The sequence below is a fragment of the Streptomyces sp. Ag109_O5-1 genome (assembly GCF_003814875.1).
Classification (GTDB): domain Bacteria; phylum Actinomycetota; class Actinomycetes; order Streptomycetales; family Streptomycetaceae; genus Streptomyces; species Streptomyces sasae.
In genome coordinates, this window is the sequence record NZ_RKQF01000001.1 from 2,590,382 (window position 1) to 2,609,852 (window position 19,471).

Sequence of the window (19,471 nt, forward strand, 5' to 3'; positions counted from 1 at the left end):
CGGCTCGCGGTCGCGTCACGCGGCCACCCGCGCCGATCGCCGCCGGCCTGCGCTCTTCAGTGGCGTGGTGGATCGGTGTGTGTGAGTCGCTCAGGGGCAGCCCTGTGCCGCCGTAGCGGGCGGCGACGATCTCGGCGGCGATGGACAGGGCGGTCTCCTCGGGTGTGCGGGCGCCGAGATCGAGGCCGATGGGTGAGTGCAGGCGGGTCAGTTCGGCTTCGGTCAGGCCGATGTCGCGGAGCCTGCGGTCGCGGTCCTCGTGGGTGCGGCGGGAGCCCATCGCGCCGATGTAGGAGGCCGGCAGTCGCAGAGCCGCTTCCAGGAGGGGCACGTCGAACTTGGCGTCGTGGGTGAGGACGCACACCACCGTGCGCTCGTCGGTCCGGGTGCGGTGTAGGTAGCGGTGTGGCCAGTCGACCACGATGTCGTCGGCCTCGGGGAAGCGTGTCCGGGTGGCGAAGACGGGCCGGGCGTCGCACACCGTGACGTGGTAGCCGAGGAACTTGCCCACGCGTACCAGGGCCGCGGCGAAGTCGATGGCGCCGAAGACCAGCATGCGGGGCGGCGGGACGCTTGATTCGACGAACACCGTCAGGTCGGGATCGCAGTGGGTTCCGTCCTGCGCGATGTCGAAGGTGCCGGTGCGCCCTGCCTGCAACAGGGAACGGGTCTCGTCGACGACGGCGCGGTCCAGGTCGGGACGTCCGCCGAGTCCGCCGTCGTGGGATCCGCCCTCACGGACCGTCAGCGCCCGTCCGAGGAGTTCTGCCGGGCCGCGGACCACGCGGGCCAGCGCCGCCGCCTCGCCCCGGGTGGCGGCCGACAGCGCCGTCTGGAATGTTCTCCGGCCGGGCGCGTCGGCGGGTACGGGCGTGACCAGGATGTCGAGGACACCGCCGCAGGTCAGGCCGACGGCGAAGGCGTCCTCGTCGCTGTAGCCGAACCGCTCGCGCACCGCCTGGCCGTCCTTGAGCGCCTGGGTGCACAGGTCGTAGACCGCGCCTTCGACACAGCCGCCGGAGACCGAGCCGATGGCCGCTCCGTCGGCGTCGACGGCGAGCGCGGCGCCCGGCCCTCGCGGGGCGCTGCCGCTGACGGCCACGACGGTGGCGACGGCGAAGCCCCGGCCTTCCTCGAGCCACCGGGTCAGCTCGTCCGCGATGTCCATCATGGGAGCCACTCTCTTGTCTGCGCAGATCGGGCCGTCGTCAGAGCAGCTTGTCCAGCGTGATCGGCAGGTCCCGGATCCGCTTGCCGGTCGCGTGATGGACGGCGTTCGCGACCGCGGCCGCCACGCCGGTCATGCCGACCTCGCCCAGGCCGATGATGCCCAGGGGCATCGTCTTGTCCGGTTCGTCGAGCCAGTCGACGTCGATCGGGGGGATGTCGGCGTGCACGGGCACGTAGTAGGAGTCGAGCCCGGCACTCATGGTGCGCCCGTTGCGGGGATCGATCAGGCTCTGCTCCGACAGCGCCATGCCGATGCCCATGACCACGGCCCCGCGGAGCTGGCTGGCCGCGGTCTTGGGGTTGATGACGCGGCCGACGTCGAACATGCCGAGCCAGCGCGAGATCCGCAGTTCGCCGGTGTCGGCGTTCACCCGCACCTCACAGAACTGCGCGCCGCGGGCGGCCTTGGACCAGCGCTGGTCCTTGAGGAAGGTGGTCAGGAAGCGGCTCTGACTGCCCAGCGCGCCGAACCTGGTGGCCGACCCGACCGACGCCTCGATGAACGGGCGCCGCGCCGCACGCAGGGCGGCCGCCGGTTCCTGACCGGTCGTGCCCGTACGCCGGGCCAGGGCACTCACCTTCCGGGTCAGCTCGGCGCACGCGGCGAGGACGCTGGTGGCCACCGTCGCCGTCTGGTTGGAGTTGCCGGCCATCGGTCCGGACGGCAGGGCCGAATCGCCGTACTCGACACGGACCTTCTCGTAGGCGATGCCGAGGGCGTCCGCGGCGATCTGTGCCTGTACGGTCGCGGCGCCCATGCCCATCTCGTGGAAACCGCACTGCACGAGGGCGCTGCCGTCGTCGCTCAGCCGTACCTTGACGTCGGCGACCAGGCGCACGACCGGGTGGTAGGCGGTGGCCGTGCCCATGCCGACGAGCCACTCGCCATCCCGCATGGAGCGGGGTTCGGGGTTGCGGTCCGCCCAACCGAAGCGTTCGGCGCCCCTCTCGAAGGCTTCACGCTGCATGCGCTGGGAGAACTTCTTGCCACCCGTCGGATCCGTTGCGGGCTCGTTGCGCAGCCGCAGGGCGATCGGGTCCATGGACAGCTCGTAGGCGAGTTCGTCCATCGCCGATTCCAGTACGAAGCTGCCGATCGCCTCGCCGGGGGCGCGCAGCCAGGTGTTGGGCATCAGATCCATCGGTACGAGGTTCTGCCGGGTCAGCATGTTCTGGGCGCCGTAAAGGTGTCGGGCCGGCGAGGTAGTCGCCTCGAGCAGGCCTCCGGCCGAGCCGGTGCGGGTGACGCTGTCCTGGATCAGAGAGGTGAGCCGGCCGTCGCGGGTCGCGCCGAGCGCGATCCGGTTGGTGGAGGCGGTACGCCCACCGGTGGCGCGGCTGACGGCCCTGCGGCTCAGTGCCAGGCGTACGGGCCGTCCGACGGCCTTGGCCGCCATCGCAGCGATGACCGTGCCGGGCCAGACGGCGAACTTCGCGCCGAAGGCGCCCCCCACGAACTCGGCGTGGACGCGGACGCGGGACGCGGGCACACCGAACCGCCAGGCCAGATAGCGGCCGGTCTGGTTGATGGACTGGGTGGTGTCGTGCACCGTGAGGTGATCACCGTCCCAGACGGCGACCGTGGCGTGCGGCTCGATCGCGTTGTGCTGCAGCCCGGGCGTGGTGTAGCGCAGGTCGACCGAGACTTCCGCGGCGGCCAGCGCCTTCTCGGCGTCACCCTTCTTCGTGCGGCCGGCGAAGGTGAGGTCGCCCTTCGCCGGGGTGGCGTTCGTCTGCTCGGCGGCGAAGTCCACCCGGGCGGGCAGCGGGTCGTAGGTCACTTCGACAAGCGGGGCGGCCTCGTTCGCCGCGGCAGAGGTCTCGGCGACCACGACGGCGATCGGCTGGCCGTCCCAGAAGACCTGGTCGGTGTTGAGGTAGTCGAGACTGGTCCCCGACACGCTCGGTCCCAGGTCCCGCACGATGTTGTGGTTGCGTACCGGCCGGATCCTCGGCGCGTTGAGGTGGGTGAGGACCGCAACGACGCCGGGCACCGCGGCCGCCGCGGTCGTGTCAATGCGGGTGATCGTGCCCCGGGCGACGGTGGCGTGGACCAGCATCGCGTACGTGAGGTTGGGGTAGTGGTGCTCGGCGGAGAACCGGACGGCCCCGGTCACCTTCGCGTTGCCGTCCCGGCGGTCCACCGGCCGTCCGACCGCGCCCCCGACGGGTACGGAAGCGTCCACGCCGGGCTCGGAGCCTGTCCTGGTGTGTGTGGTCACGATGCGCTCCGCTCAGCGTTGAGTTTCCGCAGCACGGCCACGACCGTCCGCTGGGCCAGGTCGATCTTGAAGGTGTTGTCGGACTGAGGCAGGGCGGGGGCGAGTTCGGCGGCGGCGGCCCTGGCGAAGTTCTCGTCGGTGGCTTCGGCGCCGAGCAGCAGCTCTTCCGCGATGTGTGCCCGCCACGGCTTGGTCGCGACGCCGCCGAGCGCGAGGCGGACCTCGGTGATCCGGCCGTCCTCGACGGCCAGCGCGGCGGCGACGGAGACGAGGGCGAAGGCGTACGACGCGCGGTCGCGGACCTTGCGGTAGCTCGAGTGCGCCGCGGCCGGCACGGGCGGCAGCTCGATGGCCGTGATCAGCTCGTCGGCGGCCAGCGCCGTCTCGATGTGGGGGGTGTCGCCGGGCACGCGGTGGAACTCGGCGATCGGGACGTGCCGGATACCGTGCACGCTCTCGACCTCTACGACCGCGTCGAGCATCACCAGCGCCACCGCCATGTCCGAGGGATGCGTCGCGATGCAGTGCTCGCTGGCCCCCAGCACGGCACTGCCGCGGGAGAACCCGCCGATCGCGTCGCAGCCGCTGCCGGGCGCGCGTTTGTTGCACGCCGAGGCCTCGTCGTAGAAGTACATGCAACGGGTGCGCTGCAGCAGGTTCCCGCCCACGGTCGCCATGTTCCGCAGCTGGGCCGAGGCCCCCAGCAGGATCGCCTTGGCCAGCACCGGATAGCGGGTCCTGATGAGCGGGTCCGCCGCGAGGCGGCTGTTGGTCACCAGTGCGCCGACGCGGATGGTGCCGTCCGGGAGTTCCTCGATCCCGGTCAGCGGCAGGCGGGTGATGTCGATGACCGTCGCCGGGTGCTCGATGCCCTCCCGCATCAGGTCGACGAGGTTCGTCCCGCCCGCGAGGAACTTCACGTCCTCGCTGTCCGCGATCGTGCGCAGCGCCGTGGCCGTGTCCGGTGCGCTGAGGTAGGAGAACGGCTTCACTTCGCGACCTCCTTGATCGCCGAGACGATGCCGTTGTACGCGCCGCAACGGCACAGGTTGCCGCTCATCCGCTCCCGGATCTCCGTCTCGTCCAGCTCTCCGCCGGTGTCGGCGAGGTGCTCGGTCGCCGCGCTGGGCGCGCCTTCCTTGTGCTCGGCGAGCATGCCGATCGCCGAGCAGATCTGGCCCGGAGTGCAGTAGCCGCACTGGAACCCGTCCGCACGGACGAACGCCTCCTGCAGCGGATGGTCGACCCCCTCGATGGTCGTGATCTCGCGGCCCTGGTACTGCACCGCCAGTGCGAGGCAGGCGTTGATCCGCCGGCCGTCGGCCAGCACCGTGCAGGCGCCGCACGCGCCCTGGTCACATCCCTTCTTGGTGCCGGTCAGGCCCAGATACTCGCGCAGCGCGTCGAGCAGGCTCACCTGAGGCGCGACGTCCAGCTTCTGGGCGGACCCGTTGATCCGCAGCTCGATCTCCACCGTTGTCATTCCTCCGGTTCGCCCGTGGGCTCTTGAGGGGGCGCCATCAGGCACATAGGCCAGGACCAGAGGGACTCCGCTCCGCGGACTTCAGAAACCGCCGACCGGGGAGCCGAATCATGAGAGGAGGTCCATGATCTAAAACAGGAACGTAGCAGTTAGGCCGATTAATCGCATCACCCTTGTCGCAACTTTACATTCCCACGCAACAACGTTGATGCAAATCAGTACAAATCCGCAGGTCAGGCGTATGGTCTTCGGTGCATCACGAATCAACAACGGGAGTGGATAGGTCATGGGCCGACCCCTGCGGGCCGATGCCGCGCGCAGTGTGCGCGCGATCCTGGAGGCGGCCGAGCAGGTCCTGGCAGAAGACCCCAGCGCCTCCATGGAGCAGATCGCCGAGCAGGCGGGCGTGGCCAGGACGACGGTGCACCGGCGGTTCGCCAACCGCCAGGCCCTCATCGAGGCCCTCGGCGCCTCGGCGAAGCGGCAGCTCATGGAGTGCGTGGACGACGCCCACATGGACACCGCCCCACCACTGGTGGCACTGCACCGCGTCACGGCGAACGTACTGCGGATCAAGAGCGTCTGGCGGTTCACCCTCGGCCACCCGCTCGCCGACACCCCCCTCACGGCGGAGATCTGGTCCGAGATCAACGCCGGCGCCCTCGAGTTCTTCGCCCGGGCCCAGCGTGAAGGGCTCCTCGCCCCGGACACGGACCTCATGTGGGCGCGGCGGGTCTACTACGCCCTCGTCGACGAGGCCCAGCACGGAGGCGGCGCGGATCGCGACCCGGACCAGGTCCGGCAGAACGCGGACGCACTGGCCACACTCGTCGTCGACACGTTCCTGCGCGGCGTGGGACCCCACGGCTGAACCGCCTGGCCGGCAGCCCCGTCTCGTCTTGCCCTCCGCCGCCGGCCGGACGATCGTGGACAGTGCCCCGACACGAGGCAGGAGGGCCAGGTGCGCCATGCCTCGCACCGACGGGCCGCCCGGCCGACGCGCACGGCAGCCGGACAAGGCCCACGCCGACGAGTCCGTGACCATAGCGGTGACGGACGGGGACGCGCGCGTGGCCTACTGGAGTCGCGAGGCCCAGGAGCTTCTGGGATACACCTCTGTGGAGATCATCGGTCGGCCCTTGGACGATCTGCTCGGCGCCGACGGTGCGACGCTGCGGCATCGCGACGGCAGTGTTCTGGAAGCGAAGGCCCACCTGAGCCCGTTGCTCGGGGCCGCACAGCAGCACTTCCTCGTCACGACCGTTCCGTCACCGGGGACGGGGAATCTACAGGACCTCATGTGGTGGCTGCTGGAACAGCAATCCCCGTCTCTGTCGATCTATGACCGTGATGCGCGGCTGCTGTGGGTTCACGATCCTCGGTAAGCGCCAGGCAGCAGACGTGGCTGACGACATCGCCGGTGACAAGCTCCAGGTCGTGCACAGCACCGAGCTCGCGAACCGTGCATTCTGTGCTCGACCGCCCTCCGGAAGATCTGCTCCAGCAGCCGGCCCAGTCTCCAGACTTCGTCGGACGCCGCCGAGTCGGTCGTGCCGAGTATTCCAGGTGGGCAATTCGGTCTGGATCGGTGATCGGCGCGGGCACCGGGCGCAGTGGGACCTGCTGACGCTTGCCCTGGCGGGCACGATGGGAGTTGGAGAACTTCTCGTACTCGCGCAGGGCATGGCGCAGAACCGCACAGTCGCTGGTCAGGCATGGTCTTGCGGAGCCGTCGGTGGCCGGGAAGAGATCGGCCACGCAGTTCGCTTCGGCACGCAGACGTCTTTGGGCCTCCGGCTCTCCAGCCCGAAACACCCCAGCTCAGCCACCACCCCACACACCAACAAGCCCCCCCTCCCAGCGTCATCAGGAGCAGGAGCAGGTCACCGGAGATCGAGCGCCGCCGGTCCACCGCGCACAGCGGGCGAAGGCGCTCGCGAACCCGGCATCGGGCATCGCCCCATTGGCGTTCTTCACGAAGGGCAGGAACGCAACGACAACGGCTTCGTCGTTTTCTCGTCAGGCGGAGCCATTCGTCCCCTGGTCTACTGCGATCGCGGTAGAGACAAGTGTCTGCGAACGCCCAATGACGAGAGACCGCAGCGATGCGAACGTGAGAGCGGGCCGGGATCGTCGGCCCGCTCACGTGGCGTATCCCTGGAAAGGCTCGTCGATGTCCCCTCTCGCCCGCTGGTGCCACCGGCACCGGCTCGCCGTCGTCCTGGTCTGGGTGGGCCTGTTGATCGGTCTGGGCGCCGGGGTCGGTGCGGCCGGCAGCGCCTTCGGCAACAGCCCGACCTCTCAGAACACCGACTCGGCCAAGGCCACGGCCCTGTTGCAGCACGCCTCCAACAGCGCGGCGGGCAAGAGCGGCCGGGTCGTCTGGCAGCTGAAGGACGGCAAGGTCACCGAGCCCGCGGCCGAGCGGGCGATGACCGGCGCGCTGGGACGCATCGCCCACGCGCCGGGTGTCGCTTCCGTGACCAGCCCCTACACGCCGAGCGGCAAGGCGCAGGTCAGCAAGGACGGGAAGACGGCCTACGCCACGGTCGCATTCGACCTTGACGTGGCCGACGCCCAGATCGACCACGTCAAGGAACTCGCGACCGCCCCGGAGGCGAAGAGCCTGCACATCGCGCTGAACGGGCAGGCGTTCACGGTCAACCCCGCCCCGAACCCGGTCGCCGACGCCATGGGCATCGTGCTCGCCTTCGTCGTGCTGCTGTTCGTCTTCCGGGCGGTGTGGGTGGCGGTGCTGCCCATCCTCACGGCCATCGTCGGCGTCGGCACCTCCGCGGTCGCCGTGATCCTGCTCAGCCACGTCATCACGCTGTCCGACACCACCCTGACCCTCGGCTCGCTGATCGGTCTCGGCGTGGGCATCGACTACGCCCTGTTCATCGTCAACCGGCACCGCGCCAACCTGAAGGCGGGCATGGATACGGCCGAGTCGGTCGCCAAGGCCCTCAACACCTCAGGCCGGGCGGTGGTGTTCGCCGGGCTGACCGTCGTCGTCGCGCTGCTCGGCATGCTCACCCTGAACGTCGGCATCATCAACGGAATGGCCATCGGCGCGGCCGTCACCGTCGTCCTCACCGTGCTGGCCGCCATCACCCTGCTGCCGGCGATGCTCGGCATGATCGGACCCCGGGTCCTCAGCCGCCGCGAGCGCAGCGCCCCCGTCGCCGGCACGAGCGGGACCGATCTGTGGGGCCGGTGGGCCACACGGGTCCAGACCCACCCCAAGGCCCTCGGTGCCATCGTGCTCGCCGTGCTGGCGGCGCTCGCGCTCCCGACCCTGACGCTGCGCCTGGGCGCGGCCGACGACGGCAACCTGCCCACGACGTCGACGAACCGCCAGGCGTACGACATGATCGCGGACGGTTTCGGGCCCGGCTTCAACGGCCCGCTCGTCCTCGCCGTCCAGGCCCCCACCGCCGCCGACAAGGCGGCCGCGGCGAAGCTGGTCACCGCCCTTCAGCAGGTCGACGGGATCGCCAGTGCCGGCGCCGCTCCGATGAAGGAAGGGCAGACGGCCGGCGTGATCTCCGTCGTGCCGACGACCTCCCCGCAGGCGGCGGCCACCTCCAACCTGATCGGCCACCTGCGCGACGACGTCATCCCGTCGGCAGAGCGGGGCACGTCGATGAAGGTCTACGTGGGTGGTCTCACCGCGAGCAACGACGACTTCGCGTCGGTGCTGCTGGGCAAGCTGCCGGTGTTCGTGCTGGTGATCGCCGCGCTCGGGTTCCTGCTGCTGACCGTCGCCTTCCGCAGCCTGCTCATCCCCGCCGTGGGCGCCGTCCTCAACATCCTCAGCATCGGGGTGGCCTTCGGCGCGATCGTCATCGTCTTCCAGTACGGCTACGGCGCCTCGCTCCTCGGACTCGGCGCCGCCGGACCGATCGAGTCGTTCGTACCGATCCTGGTCGTCGGCATCATGTTCGGCCTGTCCATGGACTACCAGGTCTTCCTGGTCAGCCGGATGCGCGAGGAGTGGGCCCACACCGGCGACAGCCACCGGGCCGTGCGGGTCGGACAGGCCGAGACCGGCAAGGTGGTCGTCGTCGCCGCCACCATCATGTTCTGCGTCTTCGGCTCCTTCGTGTTCGGCGGCATGCGGGTGATCTCCGAGTTCGGCGTGAGCCTCGCCGTGGCCGTCGCCGTGGACGCGCTGCTGATCCGGATGATCCTCGTCCCGGCACTCATGCACCTGTGCGGACGGGCGAACTGGTGGCTGCCGCGTCGGCTGGACAAGGCACTGCCGCGGGTGTCCGTGGAGGGACCGCCGGACGAACCGGAGCGGCAGCCGCACCCGGTGCGGGAGCCGCAGCCCGTCGGTCCGGCCGACTGAGACCGCCGTACTCGCGGGTCGGCGACAGGCTGGGGTGACCCGCCCGTCGTCGGCCCGCGCTTCGTACATTGAGGAAATGCAGGTGACAGTGATGAGGCGGTGGCTGGCACACCATGCCCGGATCAGGGACGCACTGCCCGCGGTGCCGGTGGTCCTCGTCGCCGTGGCCGCCACGGCCGCGGGAACGTCCGGCTGGCACGCTCCCCGGGCAACGTGGGTGGCGTGGACGGCACTGTCCTGCGTCCCCCTGGTGTTCCGGAGCCGCTGGCCGCTGCCCGTCGTCGTACTCACCCTGGCGGTCGATCTGACCGGCATGGCCCTGGCCCCGGACCACGCCTTCACTCCGGCGGCGAGCCTCGTCGCCCTGTACACACTCGCCACCCGCAGCGACCGGCGCACCGCCTGGATCACCGGCGTCACCGCCTCGGTCGCGATCACGGGGGTCTACGCCGCCACCCACCACGAACCGCTCCTGGTGGGTACGAGTCTGCTGCGGTTCGACTTCGCCATCGCGGCGACCGCCCTGGGCGACGCCGTCCGCAGCCGCCGCCGGCACCTCGCACAGGTCGAAGCGCGCGCGGAAAGCGCCGAGCGCACCAGGGAGGAGGAGGCCCGGCGCCGCGTCACCGAGGAACGCGTGCGCATCGCCCGCGAACTCCACGATGTCGTCGCCCACCACATCACCCTGGTCAACGCCCAGGCAGGCGTGGCCCATCACCTCATGCGCACCGACCCGGACCGGGCTTACGAGGCGCTGGCCCACATCAAGGACAACAGTCGGGCCGCCCTCGACGAACTGCGGGCCACCGTCGGCCTGCTGCGCCAGTCCGACGACGCACCCGGCTCCCGGGCCCCCATTCCCCGCCTGGCCGACCTCGACGCCCTGGTCAGCGGTGTCCGCAGCGGAGGTCTGTACGTGTCGCTGTCACGCACGGGTGTCCCCAGGCCGCTGGCACCCTCCACCGAACTGACGGCCTACCGCATCATCCAGGAAGCCCTCACCAACACCCACAAACACGCCCGCGCGGCACACGCCGAGGTGGCCCTGGAGTACGGTGTCACGGCCCTGCGCGTCACCATCACGGACGACGGTCCGCCGCACGCGCCCAAGAGGCTCGGCACCGGTCACGGCCTGATCGGCATGCGCGAACGTGCCACCGCCGTCGGCGGCACCGTCACCACCGGACCACGGCCCGAGGGCGGCTTCCGGGTCGTCGCCGAACTGCCCCTCTCCCTCACCCCTGGGCCCGCGTGACCGGCCTCAAGAACTCAAGGAAACACCGCCCATGACGATTCGCGTCCTGCTCGCCGACGACCAGGCCCTCCTGCGCGGCACCTTCCGGCTGCTCATCGACGCGCAACCCGACATGGAGGTCGTCGCGGAGGCGTCCAACGGCCACGAAGCCGTACAACTGGCCCGTTCCGAGCGGGCCGACATCGTGGTGATGGACATCCGCATGCCCGAGGTCGACGGCATCGAGGCCACCCGGCTCATCGGGCAGGACGAGGACCTGGCGGGCGTGAAAGTGCTCGTCCTCACCACCTTCGAGGTCGACGAGTTCGTCGTCGAAGCACTCCGGGCAGGTGCGAGCGGCTTCCTCGGCAAGGGCATCGAACCCGCCCGACTCCTCGACGCCATCCGGCTGGTCGCGGCGGACGAGGCACTGCTCTCCCCCGTCGCGACGAAGAAACTGATCGCCCGGTTCCTCACCCAGCCATCCCCCGGCTCGCTCGCCGACCCCCACCGCCTGGCCACCCTCACACCGCGGGAGCGCGAGGTGATGACCCTCATCGCCACGGGCCTGTCCAACGGCGAGATCGCCGAACGCCTCTTCGTCACCCCCGTCACCGTCAAGACGCACGCCAACCGCGCCATGGCCAAACTCGGCGCCCGCGACCGCGCCCAACTCGTCGTCATTGCCTATGAAAGCGGCCTGGTCCGCGCCGGAGAGACCCAACCCTGAACCGGGTTCGATGCTCGGCGCCCGCTCTGCGGGGCGTCGGTGACGCCTTCGACGGCGTCCTGGACCGGGTCCTCGTTCTCGATGTCGACCGATGCCGACGTCAGCATCGCTGCCAGCTCGCGCCGGGCAGGGTGGCGCCGATCGCGTTGACCAGGCCCGTGTGGGCGTCGGAGATGACCAGTTGGACGCCGGACAGGCCGCGGGCGATCAGGGAGCGCAGGAAGGCGAGCCAGCCGGCGCCGTCCTCGGCGGTGGCCACGTCTAGGCCGAGGATCTCGCGGTGGCCATCGGCGTTGACGCCGACCGCGATCAGCGCGTGGACGTGCAGGCCGTCGGCGGGATCCTCGGCAGTCTGCCTGCCACAGCGCGCCGGGAGCGGCACGTCGGCGGACTCGGCCGCCTCTTGGGGCCGCAGGGGCGCGTTCCCACAACGCCGGTGCTGCCGGACAGCGGCACCCAGTTCCGCCTGTTCGAGCAGACTGTCGCGCTCGTAGGCCGGGTGTCAGTGGGCCGGCCGGTGGTGCTCGTCGTCGACGACCTGGGACTCCCGCATTCCGGGTTCTGGAGGGGGAAATCCCGCCAAGCATGATGCAATACGATCGAAATCCGGAGCCGTACCGCCCGGTTAACAGGGCGACAAACCGCAGGGAAAGAAACCGCGGGCGATCATGCCCAGCGCCCCCCACGCGCGACACTTCCGGAAAACCTGTGCCACACAGCACGTCTCGGCCAAATATCGTGGCGATGGCGAGGAATACTGCGCTCCACGACGGAACATAGAATTCCGAATCATTGATCGAGCGCGGGAGAGCGTTTCCCTCAGTGTTCCTGACGGGTGAGCTCCGCGGTCGCCAGCCAGCAGGCCGAAAGCGGAGCCACCGTACGCCCGTGGCCGATGCGCGCGTCGTCGCCCGCGTACACCCGGACCCGCCAGCCGTGGCCGCCGAGCCATTCCGCCAGGTCGTCGCGGGCGGAGAGCCACTTGGCGCCCTGCTCCTCGACGCGTTCGCGCACGGGCCTGCCCTCCTCCTCCAGCATGGCCGCCTTGAGGTGCTCCAGCATGAGCCGGCTGCCCGGCGCGGACAGTTCGGTGAGGCCGGCGACGAGCGCCTCCCCGGCCGCGTCGGTCAGGTACATGAGCAGGCCCTCGACCAGCCAGACCGTGGGCAGTTCGGGACCCGCAGCTCGCAGGGCCGACTGCCAGTCCTCGCGCAGATCGGCCGCGACCCCGACGCGCTCACAGGCCGGCGGCAGCCCGGAGCCCTCGACGAGAGCGTCCTTGAACCTGGTCATCTCGGGCAGCTCGACCTCGAACCAGCGGGTCCCGGCCGGCAGGTCCAGCCGTACGGTACGCCCGTCCACACCGGCGGCCAGCGTGACGACCTGATGGACGCCACTCCGAACCCCGGCGAGGATCTCGTCGTCGAAGAACCTCGTGCGTACCGCGAAGTACGTGGGGAAACCGCGAGCGCTGTGGTGCGTCTGCTTGATCACCTCGGCCACGTCGGCCAGGACCCGATCCTCTGAGAGTGCCGAAAGCATCGCGGCCGCGAGCGGGTCCCGGAACAGTGCATCCGGACGCTCGCTTTCCAGTTGCCGCATCCACGCGATGAAGAGTGCGGTCTGCCCGACTCCGCCGGAGGGTGCCTTCACCTGCACCATAAAATCCTCCCCAAGACGAGTTCGATTCAACGAAAAGGAGCGAGGCTGCACAGGTTGATCGCCGGCCGTGAAACACCCCGTCGAAATCAGCGAATACTGCCTGGCAACTGAGGCGGTAAAGAGAGCCCTTGAGAGGGCCTGTCCGTTCGCCGTGCGTGCTCCGCTACACCCGGGCATCTACGGCCCGAGCGGTGAACTGACGGAATTCTGCGGGGCCTTGGGGCTGCGATGGTAGCGTGCTCTGCGCTATCTTCAAGTTTATTCCACGGAGCAGGTCCCCATTGAAGGATGTGTGCATGCTGGACGACCTGGACCGTGCCCTGATCCACGCTCTGCACATCGACGGCCGCGCACCTTTCAGCCAGATCGCCACCGCCCTCGACGTCTCGCCGCAGACCGTCGCCCGGCGCTACCGCCGGCTGCGCACCGAGGCGTCCTTACGGGTCGTCGGACTGCCTGATCCCCACCAGGCGGGCCAGACGCAGTGGCTCGTCCGGCTGACCGCGGCGGCGAGTTCGGCGCAGGACCTTGCCTACGCGCTGGTGCGCCGGCAGGACACCTCGTGGGTGAAACTCACCTCGGGCGGCACCGAGATCGTCGCGATCATCCACACACCGACCGACGCAGGCGCGCACAACTCCCTGTTGCTGCGGGACATTCCGCGGACCAGCAACATCACCGCGGTGTCCGCGCACTGCATCCTGCACACCTACCTCGGCGGACCGACGAACTGGCGCCGCAGTGCGAACGCGCTGGACGACGAGCAGCAGCGCGTCCTGCGCGAGAACGAGGCGGCCGACACCTCATACGTACCCGTGCCGCGTCAACTCACCGAGGGCGACACCGACTTGCTGATGGCCCTGCAGAAGGACGGACGGGCCACCCACGCGGAGCTTGCCCGGGCGACCGGCTGGTCTCCGGTCACGGTGGCGCGCAGGCTGGCAGATCTGCAGGCGGGCGGCGCCATCTTCTTCGACGTCGAGGTCGACACCGGGCGCTTCGGCGCCAACACAAGGGCATTGCTGTGGATGTCGGTGAGCCCGGCGCACATCGAGAACGTGGCCGCGACCCTGGCCGGCCACGACGAGCTGGCCTACGTCGCCGCGACCACGGGCCCCACCAATCTGGTGGCCCAGGCCCTCTGCCGCGACCCTGCCGACCTGCACCGCTACCTGGCCCGGCGGCTGGGCTCCCTGGACGCGATCCACGGCCTGGAGACCAGCCCGGTCCTGCAGAACCTCAAGGCGGCAAGCCCCATCATCACGGATCTGGCCCGCACCAGAATGCCGCCCGCCCCGGCTCGCGCCCGGAGCTGAGGGACTGAGGGGCTGAGGGGTTGAGGAGTTGAGGGGCTGTGGCCCGGAGGGCACAGGCACGCCGAAGCGGCGGCCCGGAGGCCGCCGCACACGCCATGACGGAAACGGTTCGGCTAGTGCCCCGCCCCGGCCCCGGCCCCGGCCCCGGCCCCGGCCGGAGCATTCTTGTCGATCATCATCCGGCTGGTCGCGAAGCTGACCACGACGAGCGCCACGGCGACCCAGAACGCGAGTTGGACGGCGTGCAGGGCCGCCGACGCGCCACCGTCACGCGCGCTGCCCAGGTACACGCTGCCGAGGACCGCCACCCCGAGCGTCGCACCCAGCTGCTGGACCGCATTCAGCAGACCCGCGGCCGAGCCGATCTCCTGCGGCTGAAGCGGCTTGAGCGCAATGGTGAAAAACGCTGGGCTGAACAGACCGACCCCGAGTCCGACGACCCCGAGTGCGAACAGCAACGGCGTCGGGTACGTGTCCGGGTCCGCCGCGTGATAGACGGCGATGGCGGCGAGCGCACCGACCAGCAGGACGGCGAGCCCGAGGGACATCATGCGGTGCCCGTAGCGCTTGACCAGGTGCGCACCGGCCACCCAGGAGGCGACGGCCAGCCCCACCGACCACGGGGCGAGGGTCAGACCGGCCTTCAACACGTCGGTGCCCAGACCGAGTTGGAGCTGGAGCACGATGACCATCATCAGACCGTTGGTGACGGCGAAGAAGGCCGTCGACGTCACCAGGGCGGCCGGGAAGCCGCGGTCGGCGAACAGGCTCGGCTCCACCAGCGGGCTGCGCCCGGCTGCGGCCACTGCGCGCTGGTGCACCGCGAACCCGGCCATCAGGCACAGCCCTGCCGCGATGGCCGCCCAGCTCCACCCCGACAGGGCGGTCAGGTCGGCGCCGATCAGCGGATGGACGACGAGCCCGATCCCGGCCATGCCCAGCAACGTACCCGTCAGGTCGAGAGTGGGCCGCTTGGGAGCACGGTTCTCCATCAGCCTGGGCGAGATCGCGAGGACGACCAGCGACACGGGGACGTTCACCAGGAACGCCGCGCGCCACGAGGAGCCGAACAGGTCGGCGTGGGTGAGCACGCCGCCGAGCACCGGCCCGCACACGGCGGCCAGGCCCATCACGGGACCGATGCTGCCCAGCGCCTTGGACATCTCGGGACCGGCGAACATCGTCTTGATCAGGCCGATGGTCTGAGGGATGATCACCGCCGCCGCGGCTCCCTGCACCACGCGGAAGGCGATCAGGAGCCCCACCGTGGGCGCCGCGGCACAGGCGGCGGACGCGATCATGAATCCGGTGACACCGATCACGAACAGCCGCTTGCGGCCGGCGATGTCACCGAGCCGGCCACCGGTGATCAGTAGCACCGCGAACGGCAGGGTGTAGGCGGTGGTGAACCACTGGATGTCGGACACCGACCCGCCCAGGTCGGCGTGGATCTTCGGTGCGGCGACCTGCACGATGGTCGCGTCCAGCAGGTTCATCGCCTCACCGAGCAGCAGGGCGGTGAGCGCCGGCCACCGCCATCGGTACGCCGTGGGAGTCGGCGTCAGCACACGCTCAGCAGTCATCGGGGGTTCCTCTCCACCGTTGTCGACACGCCGGCCCGGCCCCGGTCGGCGGGGCGTCGGGGCCGACCACGACTCAGCGTGGGGGCGGGAGAACGAGGCACTCCAGCCAGGGCCGGGAGATGGTGGATTCCTTCCATCGGTACCGCCCCTGGTGTCGATTTCGCACATCCCTGGCGGGTGCGTGCCCGTGGTCACCGACACCGTCGTGCGCACGTGAGGCCACGCCCTTGGTGTGAGGTTCCTTCAACAGGGCGCCCCGGATGGAAGAAATGCTCCAGTCCGCCGTCGCCACTGGAGCGGCCGGGCGTGATCACCGCACGCTGGAGTTCCCCGGCCACCGTCGGTGTCCTGGGGCTCAACTCCCTTACGTTCATCCTGTTCAGGAGCGTGCATGGCAGTTCTGCCCGCCCCCCAGAGAGAAGTCCGCCTTCTGACCAAGCCGACCGGGCTGCCCCAGCCGGAGCACTTCGGCGTGGTCGAGACCCCCGTCGTACCGCCCCGAGAGGGCGAGGTGCTGGCGGAGCAGGCAGGTACTCGGCCCTCCACCGTTCGTGGCCCCTCTCAGTGGCCAGAGCCGCACGTGGTCTGCGGGGCGGTGTGAAGACGTAGAGGCCGAGGATGTCGGGGCAGGGGGCGACGCCGGGCCCGCCGGCCCGCACCCAGGCGGTGATGTCGTCGGTGGCGTCGGGGTCGTTGACGAGGCCGAGCCAGACCTGGCGGGCTCCTGCGGCGCGGGCGGCGGCGGAGGGCTGGACGACGATCACGTTGGCGTGTTCGCACACGTGGGGACGCGCCGTGGGCTGATCACCCACCTGCATCAGGCTGTGCCGGATGGATCCGGAAGGCATCCGGGAATGTCACCGACAGTCGTCCCCGCATGACAATGGTCGGCCTTCGCGCAGGTCATCAGATGACGGACAGGCCGGTTCTTTTGCCCGCATATCACGCTTCCAGGGGCTTGGGAGGTGAGACCGCGCGGTGTCTCGCGAGCCCCGACTCGGTGGCTGGGCGATCCGGGACAGCGGTGGGGCCCACTGGGTGTGAGCGTCTATTCGAGGTGGTGCCCCGAGCGTGCGGTGGGGGCACGGTTGAGGGCGATAAGGGCGACGTCGCCGCCGAGGCGTCCGCCGGTATGAGTGATCAGGTCTCGCCTGGCGTGATGGAGCAGCGCCTCAGGGTCACAGCCGGCCCACACCGGGCACGAGGGCGGCTTCGCCGACCGCGGGCAGGCCCTTGCCCCGCACGTCGCCGATCATCAGGCGGACCGCGCCCTCGGTGCGCGCGGCCGCATACAGGTCGCCGCCGATCTCGGCCTCGTCCTCGGCGGCCAGACTGAGACAGGCGAGCCGCAGAGTACCCAGCCGGTTCGGCAAGGGCCACAGCAGCACGTGTTGAGCGGCCTCGGCAACCGACCGCACCGGCGCCAGCTGGCGACCCCGCCGCTCTCGCACCGCGCACATGACCACGATCAGTGCGCTGAGCACCGCGAGGGCGATGATCTGCACGATCACGTTCCGCGAGAAGAGCAGGCCGGACCGCCAGCCGACGAATGCCTGGGCCGCCACAGCCAGGACTCCGGTGCCGGCCGTCGTCCAGGGGCCCTCGAACCACGCGGTGAGCGCGGGCGCGATCACCGGCAGGGGGCCGAGGACGATGTCCGTGGGGGTCACGGTGTCCCCGGCCGTGATCAGGACGATGAGCACGACCGGAATCAGCAGGCCCATGTGACGTGACTGTCACGTCCGCCCGAGGTCCGAAGAGCGTTGCTGCCAGGAGCCCACGGCTTCCAGAGTGCACCGCTGGGCAGCGATCTGCGAGCGCGGCCAGGTCGGCGGGGACCTTTACCCCGACGTTCAGCGATGCCACTGCCGGCACAGGTGTCGCGGCCGGTGCGGTGGAGGGCGTGCTTGCCGAAGGCGATGGTCGTTGCCGGGATGAGCCCGTTGACGTCCTCGACAGCGCTGGTGAGGTCGGTCCGGCGCGATCACGCACGGGGCGACGCGGTCGCCCGGCCCAGCCACATCCGACCACACTTCACCCGTTCGGCCTACACGGACCCTGTGCCCAGGTGCGGCATCACCCGTTCGGTCGCACGGTGAACGTGGCCTGCTTGCCGTCAAGTGACAGTCGTGATCGCCAGCTTCGTGTGGAGGCGCCGTGATCGTGATAGCTCTGCTCGCCCTGGTGGTGCCGGTTCTTCTGCTGTTCGGGCTGCCTGCTCTGGAAGATCGTCTGTTCCCGCCGTCACCGCCTCCGCAGGAACAGGCGGCCCCGGAACAGGCCGAATGTGACTGATGCTCCTGCCCTGGAACGGGCACGATCTACGGTCCGGATCTCGTCCGCGCCATAGGGGTCTCCGGGAGTCACAGCTGCCCGGGAGCCGCGGGAAGCCGGGCCCGCGCGTCATGCTCACCCCGGGAGCTGTGCCGGCCGGCGCGGCGCCGAGAAGACACGTATCCCGGTGCTTGAGAATGTCACTGCTCCCTCCCACCCCTGTGTTGCGCCTCTGTCTCCGGGGTGTACCGCTGGCGGTGACGGGTCAGCCGCTTGTTCAGCGGGCGAGCATGACAGTGACAGGCAGAATGCGATCTGGCAGGTTGGACGAAGCCGCCGCAGCCCTCGACCGGGCGGGCTCGGCCCTCGGCACACACGGCCGGCGCTACGCCGAGGGCCTGCTGCTCCTGCTACGGGCGCGGGTGCTACAGGCCCGCGGTGAACCCGCCGCCACCACCCGGGGCCACCGCCGAACGAGCCCTGGCACTGTCCACCGAACGCGCGGCCCACCTCTTCGCCCACCGCGCGAAAGCACTGCTGACCTGCATGAAGCCGGGAAATGGGACGACTCGCTCTCCATAGCTCGGGATCGCCGGTCGGACAACCCGGCAGCCCCTCGCGTCATTGACAGTCGACCGCCGCTCCCTGCCCAGCATGGCGTGATGCACTCCGTCGCCTTGCGAGCGGCAGTCGCGAAGGCTCATCCAGCTCGGCTGGACTCCCGACGGGCGTCAGTTGAGGACGACGTTGTACGAGGGGACGTAGTGGGCGCAGTGGCTGGCCTTTGCGTAGTCGATCGACCCGGGATACCGCTTGATGTGCTCGAGCACGACCTCGCCCGTGTTCTTGCCGAAGATCCCGTCGACCGCCAGCAAGGTGGTGGCCCAGTGGTAGTTGGAGTACTTCTGGAGCTGCTTGACCCCGTTCTCGGTCTGGGGGCCGAACTTGCCGTCCACCAGGAGGTGCAGGTCGAGGTAGTTGTTCACGAAGAACTGGACGCAGCGGACCGACTCGGCGTTGTTGGCGTACCCGTAGCCGACGTCCGGGATTCCAGGGTCCGCATGGGCCGTCGTCGTGCCGAGTCCCATCGGGACGACCGCAGCCAGGATCACCGTGGCGCGGCGGAGTGCGCGGGCATGCCTCATCAGGCCTCTTTACGTGTGTAGGTAGGCGCGGGCGCCGGGATTCTCTCGGATGGCATGAACCCCCCTGTCGTATCCGTGGGTTGGATCACCATGCCAACCGTCTCCACGGGCTGCCCCTGGTCGCTGCTGCGCCTTCGCCGGATCACTCTGACGCCGGTCTTCACCATGAACCAACCCCGCCCGGGTAACCCGGGGACAAAACCTGCCGGGACTGGTGATGGATCGATGGGAGGCGGAC

15 protein-coding genes and 3 pseudogenes are annotated in these 19,471 nt (G+C 69.9%); 8 read left to right on the forward strand and 10 right to left on the reverse strand.

Annotated features, from left to right (window positions below):
- Positions 1-28: 28 nt before the first annotated feature.
- The 4 genes and pseudogenes from EDD90_RS11600 to EDD90_RS11615 form a co-directional block, all read right to left on the reverse strand.
- A pseudogene (locus tag EDD90_RS11600) lies at positions 29-1,171 on the reverse strand (XdhC family protein); the annotation flags it as partial.
- A 37-nt stretch (positions 1,172-1,208) separates the two neighbouring features.
- Positions 1,209-3,452 carry a xanthine dehydrogenase family protein molybdopterin-binding subunit gene (locus EDD90_RS11605; protein WP_123972937.1) on the reverse strand — a complete coding sequence of 748 codons (2,244 nt, stop codon included), beginning with the start codon at positions 3,450-3,452 and terminating at the stop codon, positions 1,209-1,211.
- A complete protein-coding gene (locus EDD90_RS11610; RefSeq protein WP_123972938.1) occupies positions 3,449-4,444 on the reverse strand; it encodes a xanthine dehydrogenase family protein subunit M in 996 nt (331 codons plus the stop codon). The genes EDD90_RS11605 and EDD90_RS11610 overlap by 4 nt, the downstream gene beginning before the upstream one ends.
- The gene (locus tag EDD90_RS11615; RefSeq protein ID WP_123972939.1) at positions 4,441-4,935 is read right to left on the reverse strand and encodes a 2Fe-2S iron-sulfur cluster-binding protein; all 495 of its coding nucleotides are present in this window, start codon (positions 4,933-4,935) and stop codon (positions 4,441-4,443) included. Before EDD90_RS11615 ends, EDD90_RS11610 begins: the two co-directional genes overlap by 4 nt.
- A gap of 286 nt (positions 4,936-5,221) precedes the next feature.
- Here EDD90_RS11615 and EDD90_RS11620 point away from each other — a divergent pair, with 286 nt between their 5' ends.
- From EDD90_RS11620 to EDD90_RS11640, 5 genes are all read left to right on the forward strand, one after another.
- Complete coding sequence (locus tag EDD90_RS11620; RefSeq protein WP_123972940.1) at positions 5,222-5,806, forward strand: TetR/AcrR family transcriptional regulator; 585 nt, start codon at positions 5,222-5,224, stop codon at positions 5,804-5,806.
- Positions 5,807-5,903: 97 nt separating this feature from the next.
- Entirely contained in the window at positions 5,904-6,320 is a 417-nt protein-coding gene (locus tag EDD90_RS11625; RefSeq protein WP_123972941.1) for a PAS domain-containing protein, read from the forward strand.
- Between the two features lie 788 nt (positions 6,321-7,108).
- Complete coding sequence (locus EDD90_RS11630; protein ID WP_123972942.1) at positions 7,109-9,289, forward strand: MMPL family transporter; 2,181 nt, start codon at positions 7,109-7,111, stop codon at positions 9,287-9,289.
- Between the two features lie 76 nt (positions 9,290-9,365).
- Positions 9,366-10,544 (forward strand): sensor histidine kinase, encoded by a 1,179-nt coding sequence (locus tag EDD90_RS11635; RefSeq protein ID WP_123972943.1) that lies wholly within the window; start codon positions 9,366-9,368, stop codon positions 10,542-10,544.
- 31 nt (positions 10,545-10,575) lie between these two features.
- Complete coding sequence (locus EDD90_RS11640) at positions 10,576-11,253, forward strand: response regulator transcription factor (RefSeq protein ID WP_123972944.1); 678 nt, start codon at positions 10,576-10,578, stop codon at positions 11,251-11,253.
- Between the two features lie 103 nt (positions 11,254-11,356).
- On the opposite strand, the pseudogene EDD90_RS11645 reads toward EDD90_RS11640, so the two are convergent.
- Together EDD90_RS11645 and EDD90_RS11655 are read right to left on the reverse strand one after the other, a co-directional pair.
- Positions 11,357-11,566, reverse strand: a pseudogene (locus EDD90_RS11645) (transposase); the annotation flags it as partial.
- Between the two features lie 506 nt (positions 11,567-12,072).
- The gene (locus EDD90_RS11655) at positions 12,073-12,915 is read right to left on the reverse strand and encodes an SAM-dependent methyltransferase (RefSeq protein WP_123972945.1); all 843 of its coding nucleotides are present in this window, start codon (positions 12,913-12,915) and stop codon (positions 12,073-12,075) included.
- Positions 12,916-13,211: 296 nt separating this feature from the next.
- Here EDD90_RS11655 and EDD90_RS11660 point away from each other — a divergent pair, with 296 nt between their 5' ends.
- Positions 13,212-14,231, forward strand: coding sequence for an Lrp/AsnC family transcriptional regulator (locus EDD90_RS11660; protein ID WP_123972946.1), 1,020 nt, complete (start codon positions 13,212-13,214; stop codon positions 14,229-14,231).
- Between the two features lie 113 nt (positions 14,232-14,344).
- Here the strand turns inward: EDD90_RS11660 and EDD90_RS11665 are convergent, their stop codons facing one another.
- The gene (locus tag EDD90_RS11665) at positions 14,345-15,814 is read right to left on the reverse strand and encodes an MFS transporter (RefSeq protein WP_123972947.1); all 1,470 of its coding nucleotides are present in this window, start codon (positions 15,812-15,814) and stop codon (positions 14,345-14,347) included.
- 391 nt (positions 15,815-16,205) lie between these two features.
- On the opposite strand from EDD90_RS11665, the gene EDD90_RS55315 reads away from it, so the two are divergent.
- The gene (locus tag EDD90_RS55315; RefSeq protein ID WP_185149044.1) at positions 16,206-16,415 is read left to right on the forward strand and encodes a hypothetical protein; all 210 of its coding nucleotides are present in this window, start codon (positions 16,206-16,208) and stop codon (positions 16,413-16,415) included.
- On the opposite strand, the pseudogene EDD90_RS57170 reads toward EDD90_RS55315, so the two are convergent.
- Both EDD90_RS57170 and EDD90_RS11675 read right to left on the reverse strand, forming a co-directional pair.
- Positions 16,393-16,596, reverse strand: a pseudogene (locus EDD90_RS57170) ((2Fe-2S) ferredoxin domain-containing protein); the annotation flags it as partial. The gene EDD90_RS55315 and the pseudogene EDD90_RS57170 overlap by 23 nt on opposite strands.
- 396 nt (positions 16,597-16,992) lie before the next feature.
- Entirely contained in the window at positions 16,993-17,538 is a 546-nt protein-coding gene (locus EDD90_RS11675; protein ID WP_260327814.1) for a hypothetical protein, read from the reverse strand.
- Positions 17,539-17,971: 433 nt separating this feature from the next.
- Between EDD90_RS11675 and EDD90_RS55320 the strand changes: the two genes are divergently transcribed.
- Positions 17,972-18,109 (forward strand): hypothetical protein, encoded by a 138-nt coding sequence (locus tag EDD90_RS55320; RefSeq protein ID WP_185149045.1) that lies wholly within the window; start codon positions 17,972-17,974, stop codon positions 18,107-18,109.
- Between the two features lie 710 nt (positions 18,110-18,819).
- Here EDD90_RS55320 and EDD90_RS11685 read toward each other — a convergent pair.
- Positions 18,820-19,233: a peptidoglycan-binding protein gene (locus EDD90_RS11685; RefSeq protein ID WP_123972948.1), complete on the reverse strand. Its 414-nt coding sequence runs from the start codon at positions 19,231-19,233 to the stop codon at positions 18,820-18,822.
- Positions 19,234-19,471: the final 238 nt, after the last annotated feature.